The organism is Bacillus cereus group sp. N8, from assembly GCF_016483685.1.
Taxonomy (GTDB): Bacteria; Bacillota; Bacilli; order Bacillales; family Bacillaceae_G; genus Bacillus_A; species Bacillus_A proteolyticus.
In genome coordinates this window covers 114,219-129,926 of record NZ_JAEHBK010000010.1, presented here as the reverse complement: position 1 = coordinate 129,926, position 15,708 = coordinate 114,219, and the positions used below count along the sequence as shown (strand labels likewise).

Here is a 15,708-nt window from a genome sequence, read left to right as displayed (position 1 = left end):
ATTTATTTAAAAAGGCAAACGTGTCTTAGGAGGGTTTCGATGAAAAAGAAAATATGGCTTATATGCCTTGCATTATTTATTACTATGATTTTCACTTCATGTAATGCAACAAATGCAAATTCGAAAGGGAAAATAAAACTTGGTGTAACAAGTTGGAAAGAAAATATTGCAACTGCAAACATGTGGAAAGTTTTATTAGAAGAAAAAGGCTATAAAGTTGAGCTCATGTATTTAGAAAAAGCTGCGATTTGGACTGGTGTTGCTCGTGGTGATGTCGATGCAAATTTAGAAGTATGGCTGCCTGTTACGGATAAACCGCTAAATGCTCGTTATAAAGATGATATTGTCTTAAAATCAAAATGGTATGAAGGCACTGGACTAGGTTTAGTCGTCCCTTCTTATATGAAAAATATAAACAGCATAGAAGATTTAAACGCACATAAAGATGAGCTAGATAATAAAATTGTTGGGATTGAACCAGGTAGTAGCCTTATGAATTTAACGGATAAAGCAATGAAGGCATATGATATCAAATTAAAACTTGTCCAATCTTCAGAAGCTGCGATGATGAGCGAACTAAAGAAGGCATATACGAAAAAGAAACCAATCGCTGTTACGCTTTGGAATCCTCATTGGGGCTTTTCAGAATTTGACTTGAAATATTTAAAAGACCCTAAGAAAGTATATGGTGAAAAAGATGACATTTATTACTCAGTTCGTAAAGGTTTCGAAAAAGATCATCCGGATATTGTGAAATACTTTGATCAATGGAAAATGAACGATGAACAACTAGGTACTTTAATGGTCATGCTAAATAAAACGAAAGATCCGGAAGAAGCCGCGCGAAAATGGATTAAAAAAAATCAAGCTTTAGTTGATGAATGGGTAAAAGAGTGACAAAAACAGGCTAGGGAATTTATCATATTCTCTAGCCCGTTTCATGTTATTTTTTCTCAATAACTGCATCAACAATTCCATATTCCTTCGCTTCTACTGCCGTCATAAAATAATCTCTTTCTGTATCATGAGCTACTTTTTCTACTGGCTGCCCTGTTCGATCAGATATGATTTTGTTAATATCATGTTTTAACTTTAATATTCTTTTTGCTGTAATTTCAATCTCCGTCGCTTGCCCTTTTACACCGCCAAGTGGCTGATGAATCATAATTTCACTGTTAGGGAGCGCAAATCTTTTTCCCTTTGCGCCAGCTAATAGTAAAAGCGCACCAAATGATGCCGCAAATCCCATACAAAGTGTTTGCACATCTGGTTTAATAAGGTTCATCGTATCTAATATTGCAAAACCTGCTGTCGTTGAACCGCCCGGACTATTAATATAAAGGAATATTTCTTTCTCTGCATCTTCCGCTTCTAAAAATAATAATTGAGCTACGACACTACTTGCTACTTGATCGTTAATTTCTGAACCAATCATAATAATTCGGTCTTTTAATAATCTTGAATATATATCATAGGAGCGTTCTCCTAATTTCGTTTGTTCTACAACGTATGGAATTGTATTCATTTTTTATCCCTCCAATAATTGTTATGCTACGCAAAGCATACAACTGTAGGAAGAAGGGTTTTTCGCACTAAATAATAAGACTGGCTGTTTAGATGGTAACTTAGTAAAATCTATTGTTGGAAGAAGCTTTGTTAATAATTCCGGCCTTTCTTCACGAATAGACGATACAACAATTTCAATATCATCTGTGAATTCGACTATCTCAAACCCTTCTTCGCTTACAGTTTTCAGCCTATTTCTACTCCGAAATAAAGAAGCTTTCACTGCACCTTCCGATACAGAACATACTTTAGCAATATCAGCGATACTATATTGAAACACATCTTTTAATAATAAAATTGCAGATTGCTGTACATTTAATGAAGATAGTACTTTCATTACCATTTCATGCAAATCAGCAATTTTCTCATGTGGTTCTTCAACAATAATTTGTTCCTTTATTTTTTCATGAACTGATTTCGACTTCATCTGGTCTAACCAACGATTTCTAGCTATTTTATATAGCAGCGTCATACAAATATCTTTATTACCGTATTTATGAAGAACTTTACAAACTGTTTCTTGGGCGAGATCTTCACCGTCCCATTTGTTTTTCGTTAAAAAGGTACAATACCTTTTTAACTCTGCATAGTTCTCAGTTAAAAAATTTATATTTGAATGATTCATATCGATATGATTCTTTAAAATCTGAGTTACTTTTGTGCACAAAATAACCACTCCTTTTCAGCGCTTACTTAATAAACGATCGATTAAACGAAAAAGTTACGGGGCTTATAAAAAAATAATGTTTATGTTCAATAATTCGCGGTCATAAATATGTTATGTACAATTTTACGTGAGGAGGAATAAATTTGCCAAAATTAACAATTGAAGGTGCGGGAACGTTTGCTGTAAAAGAAGGTACAAAGTTAGTATTAGCAATTGAAGATAACGGTGTACACATACTCCATCGTTGTGGTGGAAAAGCACGTTGCACAACTTGTAGAGTAGAAATTATAGCAGGTGATTTTTGTGAAGCAAACACTAATGAAAAAAATGCGATGACTGAAAAAGGAATTGAAGATCATTTACGCTTATCGTGTCAAATGCGCGTACATAAAGATATAGTCGTTCGTCCGGTACTTACAGTCGAAAATTCAGGTCTTGATGCTGGACCACGTCCAGCGGAGTAAAGCGATGAATTTAAAACAGCTCGCAGGCGAATACGCCGCTGACTTTGTAAAAAATGGAATGAAAGTTGGGCTTGGTACAGGCTCAACTGTATATTGGACGATACAAAAATTAGGAAAACGTGTACAAGAAGGTTTATCCATTCAAGCTGTACCTACATCAAAAGAAACTGAAGTATTAGCAAAACAACTAGCTATTCCTTTAATCTCTTTAAATGAAACCGACATACTCGATCTTACAATCGATGGTGCAGATGAAATCAATAATGATTTACAATTAATTAAAGGTGGCGGTGGTGCATTACTTCGTGAAAAAATTGTCGCTACCTCCTCTGAAAAGCTTATAATTATTGCAGATGAATCCAAAATCGTTTCACATTTAGGCACTTTTCCACTTCCTATTGAAATTATCCCCTTCTCTTGGAAACAAACTGAAAAGAAAGTTCAATCTATAGGATGCGAAACACGTTTACGTATGAAAGATGGTGGACCATTTATAACCGATAACGGTAATTTCATTATTGATTGTATTTTTACAAACAAAATATTGAATCCAAATGATACAAATAAAGAGTTAAAGATGATTACCGGTGTAGTTGAAACAGGATTATTTATCAATATGACGAGCACAGCGATCATCGGAACAGAAAACGGTATAAAAGAATATTAATCATTTTAAAGGCTGACTTTTTCAAGTCAGTTTTTTCTTTTATAGCATTACAGTATGATATACTATGAAAACACATTCATATCACACTAGAAAGGGCTGAACAATTTGCAATCCAAACTCATAACAGAACTTACAGATTTAGAAACTGCCTTTCACATTCGAAAAGAAGTTTTTGTAAAAGAACAAGGTGTCCCACTTGAAGATGAATTCGATAAATTTGATGAAATCGGTGAGAAATGTAAACATATTTTAGTTTATTATAACGAGCTTCCTGTAGGAACTGGTCGTATACGATTCGTTGACGGAATGGGTAAACTAGAACGAATTTGTATTTTAAAAGACTTCCGCAAATACGGATTAGGCAAAGTAATAATCAAAGCACTAGAAGAGATTGCGCGTAATAAAGAAGCAAACAAAGTTAAACTACACGGTCAAACACAAGCTGAAGGGTTTTATGAAAAATTAGGCTATCATACCTCTTCAGATATATTTATGGAAGATGGCATTCCGCATATACTTATGATTAAAGAATTGTCGTAATAAAAAGGGTATTATATGAATCTGCATTATGGATTCATATAATACCCTTCTGTAGCCTATTCTAATTCTTCTATTTCATAAAACTTATCATATTCTTCTCTGTATTGAAATTTTAATTTTTTTATTAAACTTGTATCTACTGAAATAATATCAATTACATCTGAATTTATATATAACAAATAAGTACCATTATAAAAACAAATATATGCCTGCTGGCCACCATTTACTATATACTTGCAATACTTATATACTTCATCTTTATGTAAACCTTTTATCGTAGTAAAAATTACTGTACTTTCAAGACCATCTTCTGTTATTTTTGTTTCTTCCCAATTTTTAATTTCAACAAACTTCCCTATTCTTGTTTTTTCATAAGTTCTCTTACTTTTATCGTACGCTATATAACCTGAAATAAATGAAACATCGATTCTATCATTTTCTATAAATATTCCACTCAATATTTCTCGTAATAGTTTCAGATTATTTTCAATCAATTCTGTACCAAACCTAATTCTGTAATTTGTTTGTACTTGGAAAAATGGTGTTTCTCTCATATCCTCAAAATTCACTTTTAGTGCCTTCATTCTTTCCACATAATTACCTCAATTCATATAACAGAAAAACCCCTATATTAGGCAATATAGACACTGTTCTCAAATATAACTTTAAGTTTAATATTACATTTCATGCCGACCTGTAAATTTTAAAATTTCATCAACTGCTTGCTTATAACCACCTGTTTTCCGGAAAGATTCCTTCATATTCAACGCAGCTTCTTTAAATGATGATTTTCTTAATACAAGATCCACACTTTCACGTAGTTGACTCTCAGTTAACCCTTGCATTTGCAATGTAACTCCCGCTCCGAGATCCTCAACTTGCTTTGCAATTACTGGCTGATCCGCACTTTGCGGAATGACAATTAATGGAACGTCGTAATAGAGGCCTTCATGGGTACTATTCATACCGCCGTGTGTGATAAATAATTTTGTGTATTTAAGTACTTCCGTTTGTGGAACGTAATTTTTCACAATAAAGTTTTTCGGAATATCTACTAAATCACTTATTTGCGTTTTACTACCAATAGACATAACAATAGTATGATCAGTGTTCTCAAATGCTTTAAAACAAAGCTTATAGAAAGTAATGGCCTCGTTAAAAACAGTACCTAGTGAAATATAAATTGGGCTCTTTCCTTCGATTGCAGTAAAATCGAAGTTTTCTTTTATTAATTGTGTAGAGATAGATGGTCCTACAAATTTATACGTTTCATCAAAAGTTTCTCCAAAAGGTTGGAACTCCCTAGTTGTATAAACAATTGTAAGTGGTGCAGGATTACAGAAAATTTCATAAGGTGATTTAATTTCAACACCATATTTTTCTTTAATTCCTATTGTTAAGTTTTGATAATCATTTTTTATTTTTTCAATAGATTCCTCTGGGATATTTTCCGAAAGATGTTCTAACATTCTTATAAACGATTTTTCATCCTGTGCAAAAGATGTACATGAATTAATTGCTGGGAGCTTAAGAATTTGAGCAATTAAATGGCCCGAGCCAAACATAGAATCGTGAATGATGTAATCAAAATGTTCTCCTTCAATTTGTTCAAGAACACTCGGTATAATAACATTTGCTGTATGTAAAAGACCATTTATTCTTTCTGGTAAATAATTTCGGCCACCGGAAAGAAAAGCTTTTATAAACTTTTGGTCGTCAATTGTTCGTACAATCGCACCTGCTTTTTCAATACGCTCCCTGAAAGCTTCTATTGAAAAATAAACTACCTCTTCCCCGCGTGAAATAAGTTCTTCTACAACTTTAATTGTTGGATTAATATGACCTTCTGATCCAGCATTAATGAATAAAATACGTGCCACTTTAAACACTCCTTAAATTAAATGATTTCCATGTAGTCATTAGGAGTACGGGCACTTCCTATACTCCTATCTCTTATTCTCCTTCTAAATGGACCTAGCGAGCCTAAACCCAAGATCATCTATACGAAATGTAGGATGGCTACGGCGGCGACAAGTAGCACCGCACCCTCTCGCTTCCTCAGCCCAGCTACCGCCTCGGAAAATTCGGTACGATCCATACACCTTTTCATCATACAAATCATAACACCACTCCCAAACGTTCCCTAACATATCATATAATCCCCATGCATTCGGTTCTTTTTTACCGACCTCATGAATATGTTCATCTGAGTTTTCACTATACCAAGCAATCTCTTTAAGCTCTCCATATATGTATCCAGTAGTTCCTGCCTTACACGCATATTGCCACTCTGCTTCAGAAGGTAATCGGTAGCCGTTTGAATCTAAATTACAACTAACCGTTTGACCGCCATCACTAATAGAATAATACTCTTTTAATCCCGCTTTTTTTGAAAGTAAATTACAAAACGCAATCGCAGCATTCCAAGAAATATTAACAACGGGTTTATGATTATCTTTATAATCATTTGCTGTACTATTCGCAATAGCATAATATGTTTCCATCGTTACAGCATACTTTGCAAGAAGAAATGGTTTCATTTGAACTTGCCATTCTTTTTTTATTCGATCATCTCTTAATACTATCTCTCCTGCCGTGATTTTTACCATATAAGAATCAATCGAGCGAATGATTTCATTCAATATTATCCCTCCAATTCAAAATAGAATATAATTTAATTCTTTTAATGCACTAATTTATACTTACTGCACTTCCTTTAAGAATCGTTGAACCTCATTTGGGGTTTTTAAAATAATAACTCTTTTATCCTTTTTTAATTGATCTAGTCTTGTTATAATTGCAGGTCTTTTCGACTTAGGATATTCCCATATCCATTTAAAAAATTGCAAGTCAAACCTCTCTTCACATCCAGCGCCCATATCTGGCCTTGCTTTATTCCGATATTGCACAATTCTTTTAAAAGCACGATAAACACATATCGTCCTATGAATATCCAGAAAAACGATTGTATCCGCTGCATTAATTCTTATATCCATCGTCCCCCCATAATTCCCATCAATAATCCACTTTTCTTCTTTAATTAAGTTATTTTGAACTGTTCTTTGTTCTTCCCTCGGAACACCTACCCAATTCGGTTTCCAAAACAATGCATCAAGATGATGCACCTTTATACTTAGTTTATTTCCTAACTGCTTTGCTAATGTAGATTTTCCTGAACCACCAGAACCAATTAATATGATTTTTTTCATATGAGTACGATTCTTTCTATAGATTCCTCAATATCTTCCTTATTAGCAAAAATCCATAAAAACATCTCTTCATTTAACTTTAGTAAATCTTTTAACTGAACAAAATAAGTAATAAATATAACTTGAATTGAAAGCATTACATACCAAATTGATTGTAGCTCTTCTCTCGTTAAAATGTTTTGCTTATAATATCCTTTAAAAATTTCACTTACAATTTGTAACCATTTCCCTCTTAATGTTTCATCACTAAATATCTCACTTAAAATACTTGTACAGCAATAGCATAAATCGAATACTCTAACGTTTTCTTCTAGAAGCTCAAAGTCGATAAACCCTTGAAAATCACTTTCTTTAAAGATTACATTTGATAAGTGCATATCGCGATGAATAATTTGTTTCGGTAATGAGTGAACCGTTTCCTTGAAAGCTGTATGTATTTGACCCATTTTTTGAATTACATTCCGATGAATATGCTTATTCTTTACTAAATTCGGTAAAGCCCATTCGTATACCACTTTATATAACTCTCTTTTTATTAACTCGTTAGCACTATTCACTGAATTTAGTTCGTGATGTAAATTAGCTATTTCCTCTCCAATTTTGCTTCCTAGCACTTTTAGCTTTTCTGTATCTTTTATTTCTAGTACACTTCCGGTAACATATTCGTACAAACAATAATTCTTCTCTTTATAAAATACGTACCTTTCATCATTTCTCGTTTTTACTAATTTTTGTACTTTAACTCCTTTTTCATGAAGCTGTTCTAATACATTTAGTTCAACTAAAAACTGTTTTATCGATCCCTTTTCCTTTAAAATATACGCTTTTTTATTACAATGAATCTTCGTTACGTTAGGTTGAATTTCAGTAGCTGTGACATCTTTATCTTGAAACCAAAACTTTGCAATTTCCAGTGCATGCTCCATATACAAATCACCCTTTTTTAAATCTCTTATTTTTTCCGTAACATAAACTCGCAAAGCACTCCTACTCCTACACCAATTGTATAAGCAACTAAATCACTCCACAAAAATCCGTATCCCAATACGAGTCCACCTAAAGTCGTTGCACGAATATTATCAATCCAAGGTACATGGTACAGTTGACTAATTTCAATCCCGTAGCAAAATATCAAACTAATAAAAGCTAATTTCTTCGTTGCTATTTTAGGAAACAAAAATCCGAATCCAGCGAAAATCATTAATGCCCATAATGCATCACCTAAGTAATCATTTAATAGATCAGGTAATGCAAAAGCAAACTTTCTTGAACTAAGACCTAAAATAATAACAATGATAGTAAACACCGCATATAGCAATCTATGTCGTTTCGTATTCATTTCAAAATCTCCTAATATATAATGTAAAACTATAAATAGCTAGTAAAATATAATCATTTTACTAGCTATTTATGTCCGACTTCACTTTGTATTTAATCCAATAACTCTTGCTGCTTTTTCTTTGAAAATGATTGTAGTACCAAATCATACGACCAATCGATCATTTTATTAATTTGCTCCTGTTCTACTCCCTTATGTATATACACTGTATTCCAATGTTTTTTATTCATATGATACCCTGGAATTATTGTGTCTGGATAATCTTCTCTTATTCGTAAAGCGAGCTCTGGATCACATTTTAATGTAATCGTAGATTTTTCACCTTCTTCATGGTTTACAATTGCAAATATTTTATTATTAAGTCTCATACATGTTGCACTCCAGCCATCTGGAGAATCCTCTGTCGCTTTTCTTTTTGATAAACAATATGCTCTCGTTGCATTCATTCTAAATGGCACCTCTTATTCTTTCACTATTTGATCACGATGCATCACAATTTGCTTCGTCGCTTTAAATTGCTGTTCACCATAAAACTTTATGAGTTTCTCTCCGCAAAATAGACTAACAATATCAATATGAGATATCTCTTCCAGTAACATTGTAAGCATATTCTCTCCAATACCTTTATTTCTTACACTTTCATGTACGACAACATCTTCTATGTACGCTCGAAAAACACCGTCTGAAACGACTCTAGCAAATCCAATTAATTCATTTTCTTCCCATACTCCAATTGCTATGCTATTCTTTAACATTTTTTCAATATCGATTTCTTTTCTTTCTGGCCACCAATCGACAGAATCGTAAAGCTTCTTTATTTTCTCTGCACAGATTGGTCGTTCATGTTGTAATTTATACGTGTACATATTCTTTCCCCCACTATCTAGTATACATAATGTTATTATAATCTCTTTTCTAAAAAGTGTTGACTATGCCCTTTCGGGTGATCTTCAACGACACCATATTCTCGGTAGCCGTGCTTTTTATAAAATTCCGGTGCTTGGAAACTAAATGAATCTAGTAATATGAGTCTACATCCTTTTTCCTTCGCAATATCTTCGATTTTATGTATCAGTTGACTTCCATAACCATCATGACGAACGGATTCATCAACCCATAAAAAATCGATATGAAGATGATAAAAATACATCGTTCCTGTTACACCGCCAAAGATTTTCCCTTCCTCATCTTTCACTACAAGGCTTACTTGTTCCATCGGCTGTTTTACTTCATCTGTTAAGATGGACATATTATATTGAATGACTTTATTTTTAATGTATTCTCCTTCGTTACGAGTACCATTCTCTATGTGTTTCATATATATTTCTTCCTTTCAACTTAGTAAATTGCATCTAATTTTTATTTCGTCTTTTTAAAATACTAATGAATACAAATCCACCATATGTAACAAAACACGAAAAACCAATTATCCCAGGAACAGAAACATAGCCTGTTCGTACATAACTTATAACTGCAAAACTAGTAATTAACATTAAAATAGATGGCCAAAATATAAGAGACGTTTTTCTTCGTCTCTGTTTCGATGTACGTTCTTTCTCTTCAGAAACACGTGTACCAAAAAGCAATACAACACAAATAAGAATCGCTGCAAAGTAAATAGTATCTAATGACAATGTACGATCATATAACGCGATGCCAACTTCCAAAGCTATAATTGTTACAATTAAAATGATAATCGTTGAAGTCTTTAAGTTTCGTTTCAATCGCTCACTCCTAGCATGCTTTCACTATATGCTTTGTATATGTATTTCAAAGCTGTTGTAACGGTTTCATCAACCTCTTTATTATGAAATCGATTAGGTAAATCTTTACCTCCAATTACATAAAGAAACGGAAATTCATGAAACATTCCTATTATACCAATATTTATTGTAGCCGTGGGTAATCCACCGGTCATATGTGCTAGATGATAATAAGGTATACCTTCATACTCTCCTTGTTGTCTTACCATTCCACTTATAATTGGTTCCCATAATTCGGGTGCGGATTTATATCCTTGGAAAATATGTAATAAAAGCGAAAGAACTTGTTTTAATTCTCCAATATTTTTCTCATCTTTAGGGTTTTCCTGTATATGAATCTTGGAAAATTTCGTTGAAACATATTCTCTGATAGTATCCCATCCTCCGCAGTGCATAACAATTGACTGAGCGATATAGCTGTCGTGACAAGCTATCATCACTTCTACTGCTTTACTAAGTGTTAAAGTACTTCTTCCTTGTAGATGCGGATATAACTGTGCACTATCTTCATGTGGATGAAATTTAATATGATGAAGTATATCATTCCAATTACGTTTATTTCCCTTCACCATTTGTGCTGCTACAAATCCAATTACTACTTTTGCTGCCGATGCTAAAGGAATATATATTTCACTATTATATGAAGCAACTATACGTTCGTTTTTTGTAGAATAAATAGTTACTCCTACATGACCCGCTTGTATCTCTTTCATTTTTTGAATGACAGTTTCCATTTCCATTCCTCTTTTCACATCGTTATATCACCTTCTAATAATTCAATATGGAATATAAAAAACCTTTTTTGACAAGTTATATTTGTTATGACAATTAGAAAAAGGTAGCAAGAATTACTCTACGCTACCTAAAACCATATATTTTCCCCGAAAAACTTCTATTCTTCTATAGGATTTTCAGGACCATCAAACTCCAATTGATAAAAGGCTAAGTCTAGCCATTTATTAAATTTGTAACCAGCTTTTTTTATTGTCCCTGCATGAACAAATCCATAGTCTTCATGTAAGGCAATACTCTTTTCATTTTCTGCGTCAATTCCAGCGATTAAGGTCATATATTCTCTTTCTTTAGCAATTGCGATTAATGCTTTCATTAAAGAAGTCCCAATCCCATTTTTTCTATAATCTTTATGAACATACACAGAATGTTCAACTGAATATTTATAAGCAGGCCACGCCCTAAATGGACCGAATGTCGCAAATCCTACTACTTTATTATCTAGTTCGTATACGAAAATTGGATAGCCATCAGCCTTTTTTTGTTCATACCAATCCATTCTATTTTCAAGGGTTACAGGTTTATACGCATATACAGCTGTTGTATAAAGTATTGCATCATTATAAATTTCTAAAATAAATGTTACATCTTTTTTCATTGCTTCCCTTATCATTGTTTTCTTCCTTTCATAGTGATTATCTTCTTTAACTATCCTTTTATCACTTTTATCTTACAGAAATTTCAGACTCATTTCCATATACGAATTCTAGCTTTTCGGAAACCATCAAATATATTTATTACAGCAGACAGTATATAAATGAAAATTCCACCGCCGATTAACCATGTTTTAAATTCCTCTGGAGAAATAGTAAATGCATTTGCCACATACGTAATGAATCCTTCGTTAAATAAATGCGGATTTACTACAATTACAATGAATATGATTGTTCCGACTACTTGAAGAATCGCATTCCCAATTGCCAATCTTTGCGTCCATTGTCCTTGGACTAACTTATAAAGAGATATACCGATTTCGAAAACGATCATTATTACAACGATCGGCCAGTACTGAAGTAAAACATCTTGATTAAAAGTTGGCGCGACAAACTTCAGTCCATTTGCCGTACCATTATATACACCTACAAGATGATTCGCATAAAAGTAAAGTGTAGCCCATATTGCCGTCCACATTAAACCTCCAAAAACTTCAAACTTTGAGATCGCCTTTTTCTTCGGGATATACGAAATCTTTTTCAAATCATCTGGCGTCCATTTTTTTAAACTTGTTGTTAATGGGTGTGGATCCTTTTCTTTATCAGTTCTTTCTATAACAGCAAATACAAGTGTCAACCAGAAAAATACATGGAGGCCTACTTCGACAATTTCCCCAATACCTTTACCTATCAATTGTAAAATAACATTTAATACCGCTTGATCACCACTATAGCCTATAAAATTTTCTGCAACCATCGAAATGAGTGCAATAACAGCTGCAATTGGTATAATCATTTTTAATAACGTCGTATATACATCAAAATAACGTGGTCCAATTAAATGCATCGGTCTATCCAAATACCCATTAGCCAAAGAAACTGGACTTCCCAACTTTTCGAGTGCGCTCTTTACATCTTCCTCATTATAATCGTCAGGTAACATATCCTCTATCGTTGACCGTAGTTCAAGTGTAATATCTTCACGATTTTTTTCAGGTAATCTCTTCGCAACTTCATGGACGTACATATCAATCAAACTCATTCTCGTCCTCCTCCTTCAATAGGTTATAAAGTTCTTTCGAATCCTTTATCCATTCCTTTTTCAACTGCAGAAATATCTCTAATCCATATTCACTTAAAACATAATACTTTCGAGGTCTACTCTCCGTTTTATCCCAACTACTCGTCACTAGTTCTTGCTTTTCTAATCGGCGAAGTAGTGGATATAAAGTACTTTGATCAATTATAATCCCCGATTTCTCCAATAATTGGACCAGTGAATATCCATACTGCGGCGTTCTTAATTGGCTTAAAACCGCTAATGTTAATGTCCCTCTTCTTAGCTCAGTAATTAACGAATTTAATAAAGCATCCATTTATTCACCTCATTTCTATTACTATATGTCATACAGTATATGTTTTATACTATGTATCGTACAGTATTAGTGTGACAAAAACAATGATTATTTACTAAAAAAATACATAATTAAAAGCACAAACTATATTATTTGTGCTTTTCTAGCCAACTTAAATAACTATAACACGCTTAACTTTGTATCTCTGGTAATATAAACTCTCCTTTTTCTTTAGAAAATGGGACAACCTCTACAATCGCCTCAACATTGATTACTCCATATACATGCGGGTATTCTTTACCGTTTGAAGCAAGTTCATATTTTATTTCTGCTTTTACAAGAGATGGATCTATTGTAAGTAATAAAACATCTTTTTCATGATTGAAATGTTTTTGAGCAACCTTTAAAGCTTGTTCAAATAATGAACAATGAATAAATCCCTCTTCTATAAGTGATTCTTCATTAATTTCTCCAGTTGTTTTTGCGATTTCCCAATTTCTTTTTGTTATTACTTTTGTAATCATTATCATTTCTCCTATATATTTTTATAAAAAAATAAAAGGGCTTTTCTATTCATTACTAGAAAAGCCTCTTGAATTTTTATCTCTTAATTAACGGAGATACTTCCCCGCTATGGAAAATCCATAAATCATGAAGCGATCTCGTACATCCGACATACAATAATTTCGCATCATGTTTTGTATTTTTGTAATGTTCCTCATCAACGTCGATTAGAAGTACTGCATCAAATTCTAAGCCTTTTGCTAAATATACAGGTACTACCGAAATACCACCTTCGTATTTACTTTGATCTGCTTCAATCACGTTAACAGTTAGTCCTGCATTTGTTAACTTCTCATATATAACACGGCATTCATCGTCTGTTCTTCCAATTACCGCGATTGTTTTCACATCTTCATTTTGCAAGTGCTGTAAAGTCTTCATAATGTCAGTGAATTGATCTTCTGTATGGATTACCTTAACATCTTCACCGCTACGAAAAACGGGTGTTGCCAGTCCCACTGGAATCTCTGCATTTTTAATTATTTCATTCGCGAATTCAATAATTTCTTTTGTAGAACGATAACTTCTCGTCAGTTCATAATAACCTGTTTCTTGGAATACTTCCTTAAAAGCACCCCAGTCTTCAATTCCTTGATAATCATAAATCGCTTGAGATAAATCACCTAATATAGTGAAAGAATTACCTAGTGTAATTTCTTTTAATACATAAACTTGGAAAGGAGAAAAATCTTGCGCTTCATCAATAACGACGTGATGAAACTTCTGTCCGATTTCAATTCCTGTTATACGATGATGTATGTAAATTAAAGCTGGTAAGTCTTCTACATACACTTCTTTTTTACGAGAATTCTTTTCTGTTTCTTGAACAAGCTCTTCAGGTAATACTTCGAGTATTTCTTTACTCTTCAACATTGAACTATACAGTGAAAGTGGGCTCATTTTCGGCCAAAAATTCATATATGTGTTCAATCTCTTTGTCGCTTCTTTTTTTAGTAACTTTTTCTCGTTTGTTTCTCCAAACTTTTTAAGTTCAATTTCAATCCAGCGCTTCATACGGCCGACTAAACGTTCTCTTCTTTTCTTTAATGGATAATGTTTATATTCAACTTGCATCCATTTTTTAACGTCTTCCACTGGAATAACTGCTTTATCCCACGCCTCAAAATCTTTTGTCGGTAATAAATCTTTTTCAAATTGAACCATTCTCTCTTCAATAAACGACTTAAATTCCAGTGTGCCTTTCAATTTACCGAGCATAACCTTTTTTTCATCACGATTAATTGAAAAAGCTTCTTTCAATTTTTCTTCTGTCTGCTTTAGTTTCACCGAACCATCTAACGTACGTAATGCCCAATCTGGAAACGTTGTTTGACTAATATTGCCTACACCTAATTCAGGAAGTACACTCGAAATATAGTCTAAAAACAAACTGTTTGGAGCGAATACAATCATTCTCTCCGCCTCTAGTTGTTCACGGTATTCATAAATTAAAAAAGCAAGACGATGTAAAGCAATCGTTGTTTTTCCGCTTCCCGCAACCCCCTGAATTAATAATGGTAAGTTTCTTTCCGCACGAATAATATCATTTTGCTCCGATTGTATAGTCGAAACGATATCTTTCAATTTATTATCTTTATTCTCACCTAATCGATATAGAAGAAAATCATCAGCATGCGATACATCTTCATTTCCTTTCACATATGTATCGACAACACGTTCAAGCTCTCTTTTTCGAATGGAAATATTTCTTTTTAAATAAACATCGCCTTCTACTAACCCGTCTGGTGAATGATAAAACGCTAATTCTTCTCCACCGGTAAATGAATAAAACATACTTGCGACAGGTGCTCGCCAATCAATAACCATCGGTTTCATCGTATCTTTATCTGAAACACCTACTTTACCGATGTAAATCGGCATAACATCTTCTTTGCCATCCTCCTGGAAGTCTAATCTTCCAAAATACGGCTCTTGCACACCAATACGTAAGTTTTGTCTATTAGACTCCCTCATACTTTCAAGAATTTGCTCTTTAAAATCTTCTCCATAATAAACCGGGATTTTTTCAAGCTGCTCTAATTGCTCATCCATCGTACATAAAATATCTTTCATTTTCTGTAATTCTTCTTCAAATATGTTACTCATTTGATGATTCCCTCCTGTCCGTT

General features: G+C 33.3%; 22 protein-coding genes. 4 read left to right on the top strand and 18 right to left on the bottom strand.

Features of this window, described 5'->3' with window-relative positions:
* Positions 1-39: 39 nt before the first annotated feature.
* The gene (locus tag JDS80_RS16590; protein ID WP_071746155.1) at positions 40-897 is read left to right on the top strand and encodes a glycine betaine ABC transporter substrate-binding protein; all 858 of its coding nucleotides are present in this window, start codon (positions 40-42) and stop codon (positions 895-897) included.
* 46 nt (positions 898-943) lie between these two features.
* Here the strand turns inward: JDS80_RS16590 and clpP are convergent, their stop codons facing one another.
* On the bottom strand, positions 944-1,525 hold the full coding sequence (gene clpP, locus JDS80_RS16585; RefSeq protein ID WP_199639297.1) for an ATP-dependent Clp endopeptidase proteolytic subunit ClpP: 582 nt from the start codon (positions 1,523-1,525) through the stop codon (positions 944-946).
* A gap of 21 nt (positions 1,526-1,546) precedes the next feature.
* Positions 1,547-2,233: an RNA polymerase subunit sigma-70 gene (locus tag JDS80_RS16580; protein ID WP_098890164.1), complete on the bottom strand. Its 687-nt coding sequence runs from the start codon at positions 2,231-2,233 to the stop codon at positions 1,547-1,549.
* Positions 2,234-2,376: 143 nt separating this feature from the next.
* On the opposite strand from JDS80_RS16580, the gene JDS80_RS16575 reads away from it, so the two are divergent.
* From JDS80_RS16575 to JDS80_RS16565, 3 genes are all read left to right on the top strand, one after another.
* Positions 2,377-2,697, top strand: a complete 321-nt coding sequence (locus JDS80_RS16575) for a 2Fe-2S iron-sulfur cluster-binding protein (RefSeq protein WP_071746158.1) — start codon at positions 2,377-2,379, stop codon at positions 2,695-2,697.
* A gap of 4 nt (positions 2,698-2,701) precedes the next feature.
* Positions 2,702-3,364: a ribose 5-phosphate isomerase A gene (gene rpiA, locus JDS80_RS16570; protein ID WP_071746159.1), complete on the top strand. Its 663-nt coding sequence runs from the start codon at positions 2,702-2,704 to the stop codon at positions 3,362-3,364.
* Between the two features lie 105 nt (positions 3,365-3,469).
* A complete protein-coding gene (locus JDS80_RS16565; protein ID WP_071772737.1) occupies positions 3,470-3,904 on the top strand; it encodes a GNAT family N-acetyltransferase in 435 nt (144 codons plus the stop codon).
* Between the two features lie 56 nt (positions 3,905-3,960).
* Here the strand turns inward: JDS80_RS16565 and JDS80_RS16560 are convergent, their stop codons facing one another.
* The 16 genes from JDS80_RS16560 to JDS80_RS16485 form a co-directional block, all read right to left on the bottom strand.
* Positions 3,961-4,497, bottom strand: a complete 537-nt coding sequence (locus JDS80_RS16560) for a phosphatase (RefSeq protein WP_071746160.1) — start codon at positions 4,495-4,497, stop codon at positions 3,961-3,963.
* Between the two features lie 84 nt (positions 4,498-4,581).
* Positions 4,582-5,784: a macrolide family glycosyltransferase gene (locus JDS80_RS16555; protein ID WP_199639295.1), complete on the bottom strand. Its 1,203-nt coding sequence runs from the start codon at positions 5,782-5,784 to the stop codon at positions 4,582-4,584.
* A gap of 84 nt (positions 5,785-5,868) precedes the next feature.
* The gene (locus tag JDS80_RS16550) at positions 5,869-6,513 is read right to left on the bottom strand and encodes a formylglycine-generating enzyme family protein (RefSeq protein ID WP_199639338.1); all 645 of its coding nucleotides are present in this window, start codon (positions 6,511-6,513) and stop codon (positions 5,869-5,871) included.
* Positions 6,514-6,606: 93 nt separating this feature from the next.
* The gene (locus JDS80_RS16545) at positions 6,607-7,113 is read right to left on the bottom strand and encodes a DNA topology modulation protein (RefSeq protein WP_071746163.1); all 507 of its coding nucleotides are present in this window, start codon (positions 7,111-7,113) and stop codon (positions 6,607-6,609) included.
* The gene (locus JDS80_RS16540; protein WP_071746280.1) at positions 7,110-8,039 is read right to left on the bottom strand and encodes a phosphotransferase enzyme family protein; all 930 of its coding nucleotides are present in this window, start codon (positions 8,037-8,039) and stop codon (positions 7,110-7,112) included. Before JDS80_RS16540 ends, JDS80_RS16545 begins: the two co-directional genes overlap by 4 nt.
* Positions 8,040-8,065: 26 nt before the next feature.
* Entirely contained in the window at positions 8,066-8,452 is a 387-nt protein-coding gene (locus tag JDS80_RS16535) for a ribosomal maturation YjgA family protein (protein WP_071746164.1), read from the bottom strand.
* Positions 8,453-8,544: 92 nt separating this feature from the next.
* Positions 8,545-8,898: an MmcQ/YjbR family DNA-binding protein gene (locus JDS80_RS16530; protein ID WP_071746165.1), complete on the bottom strand. Its 354-nt coding sequence runs from the start codon at positions 8,896-8,898 to the stop codon at positions 8,545-8,547.
* A gap of 15 nt (positions 8,899-8,913) precedes the next feature.
* A complete protein-coding gene (locus JDS80_RS16525; RefSeq protein ID WP_071746166.1) occupies positions 8,914-9,318 on the bottom strand; it encodes a GNAT family N-acetyltransferase in 405 nt (134 codons plus the stop codon).
* 35 nt (positions 9,319-9,353) lie between these two features.
* Positions 9,354-9,770, bottom strand: coding sequence for a GNAT family N-acetyltransferase (locus JDS80_RS16520; RefSeq protein WP_071746167.1), 417 nt, complete (start codon positions 9,768-9,770; stop codon positions 9,354-9,356).
* Positions 9,771-9,804: 34 nt separating this feature from the next.
* On the bottom strand, positions 9,805-10,176 hold the full coding sequence (locus JDS80_RS16515) for a hypothetical protein (protein ID WP_071746168.1): 372 nt from the start codon (positions 10,174-10,176) through the stop codon (positions 9,805-9,807).
* Positions 10,173-10,949 carry a serine hydrolase gene (locus JDS80_RS16510; protein ID WP_071746169.1) on the bottom strand — a complete coding sequence of 259 codons (777 nt, stop codon included), beginning with the start codon at positions 10,947-10,949 and terminating at the stop codon, positions 10,173-10,175. Before JDS80_RS16510 ends, JDS80_RS16515 begins: the two co-directional genes overlap by 4 nt.
* Before the next feature lie 158 nt (positions 10,950-11,107).
* Positions 11,108-11,620, bottom strand: a complete 513-nt coding sequence (locus JDS80_RS16505) for a GNAT family N-acetyltransferase (RefSeq protein ID WP_071746170.1) — start codon at positions 11,618-11,620, stop codon at positions 11,108-11,110.
* A 74-nt stretch (positions 11,621-11,694) separates the two neighbouring features.
* The gene (locus tag JDS80_RS16500) at positions 11,695-12,702 is read right to left on the bottom strand and encodes an HAAS signaling domain-containing protein (protein ID WP_071746171.1); all 1,008 of its coding nucleotides are present in this window, start codon (positions 12,700-12,702) and stop codon (positions 11,695-11,697) included.
* Positions 12,689-13,036 carry a PadR family transcriptional regulator gene (locus tag JDS80_RS16495; protein WP_071746172.1) on the bottom strand — a complete coding sequence of 116 codons (348 nt, stop codon included), beginning with the start codon at positions 13,034-13,036 and terminating at the stop codon, positions 12,689-12,691. The genes JDS80_RS16500 and JDS80_RS16495 overlap by 14 nt, the downstream gene beginning before the upstream one ends.
* A 170-nt stretch (positions 13,037-13,206) precedes the next feature.
* Positions 13,207-13,539: a DUF952 domain-containing protein gene (locus JDS80_RS16490; RefSeq protein WP_071746173.1), complete on the bottom strand. Its 333-nt coding sequence runs from the start codon at positions 13,537-13,539 to the stop codon at positions 13,207-13,209.
* Positions 13,540-13,615: 76 nt separating this feature from the next.
* On the bottom strand, positions 13,616-15,685 hold the full coding sequence (locus tag JDS80_RS16485) for a HelD family protein (protein WP_071746174.1): 2,070 nt from the start codon (positions 15,683-15,685) through the stop codon (positions 13,616-13,618).
* Positions 15,686-15,708 lie beyond the last annotated feature (23 nt).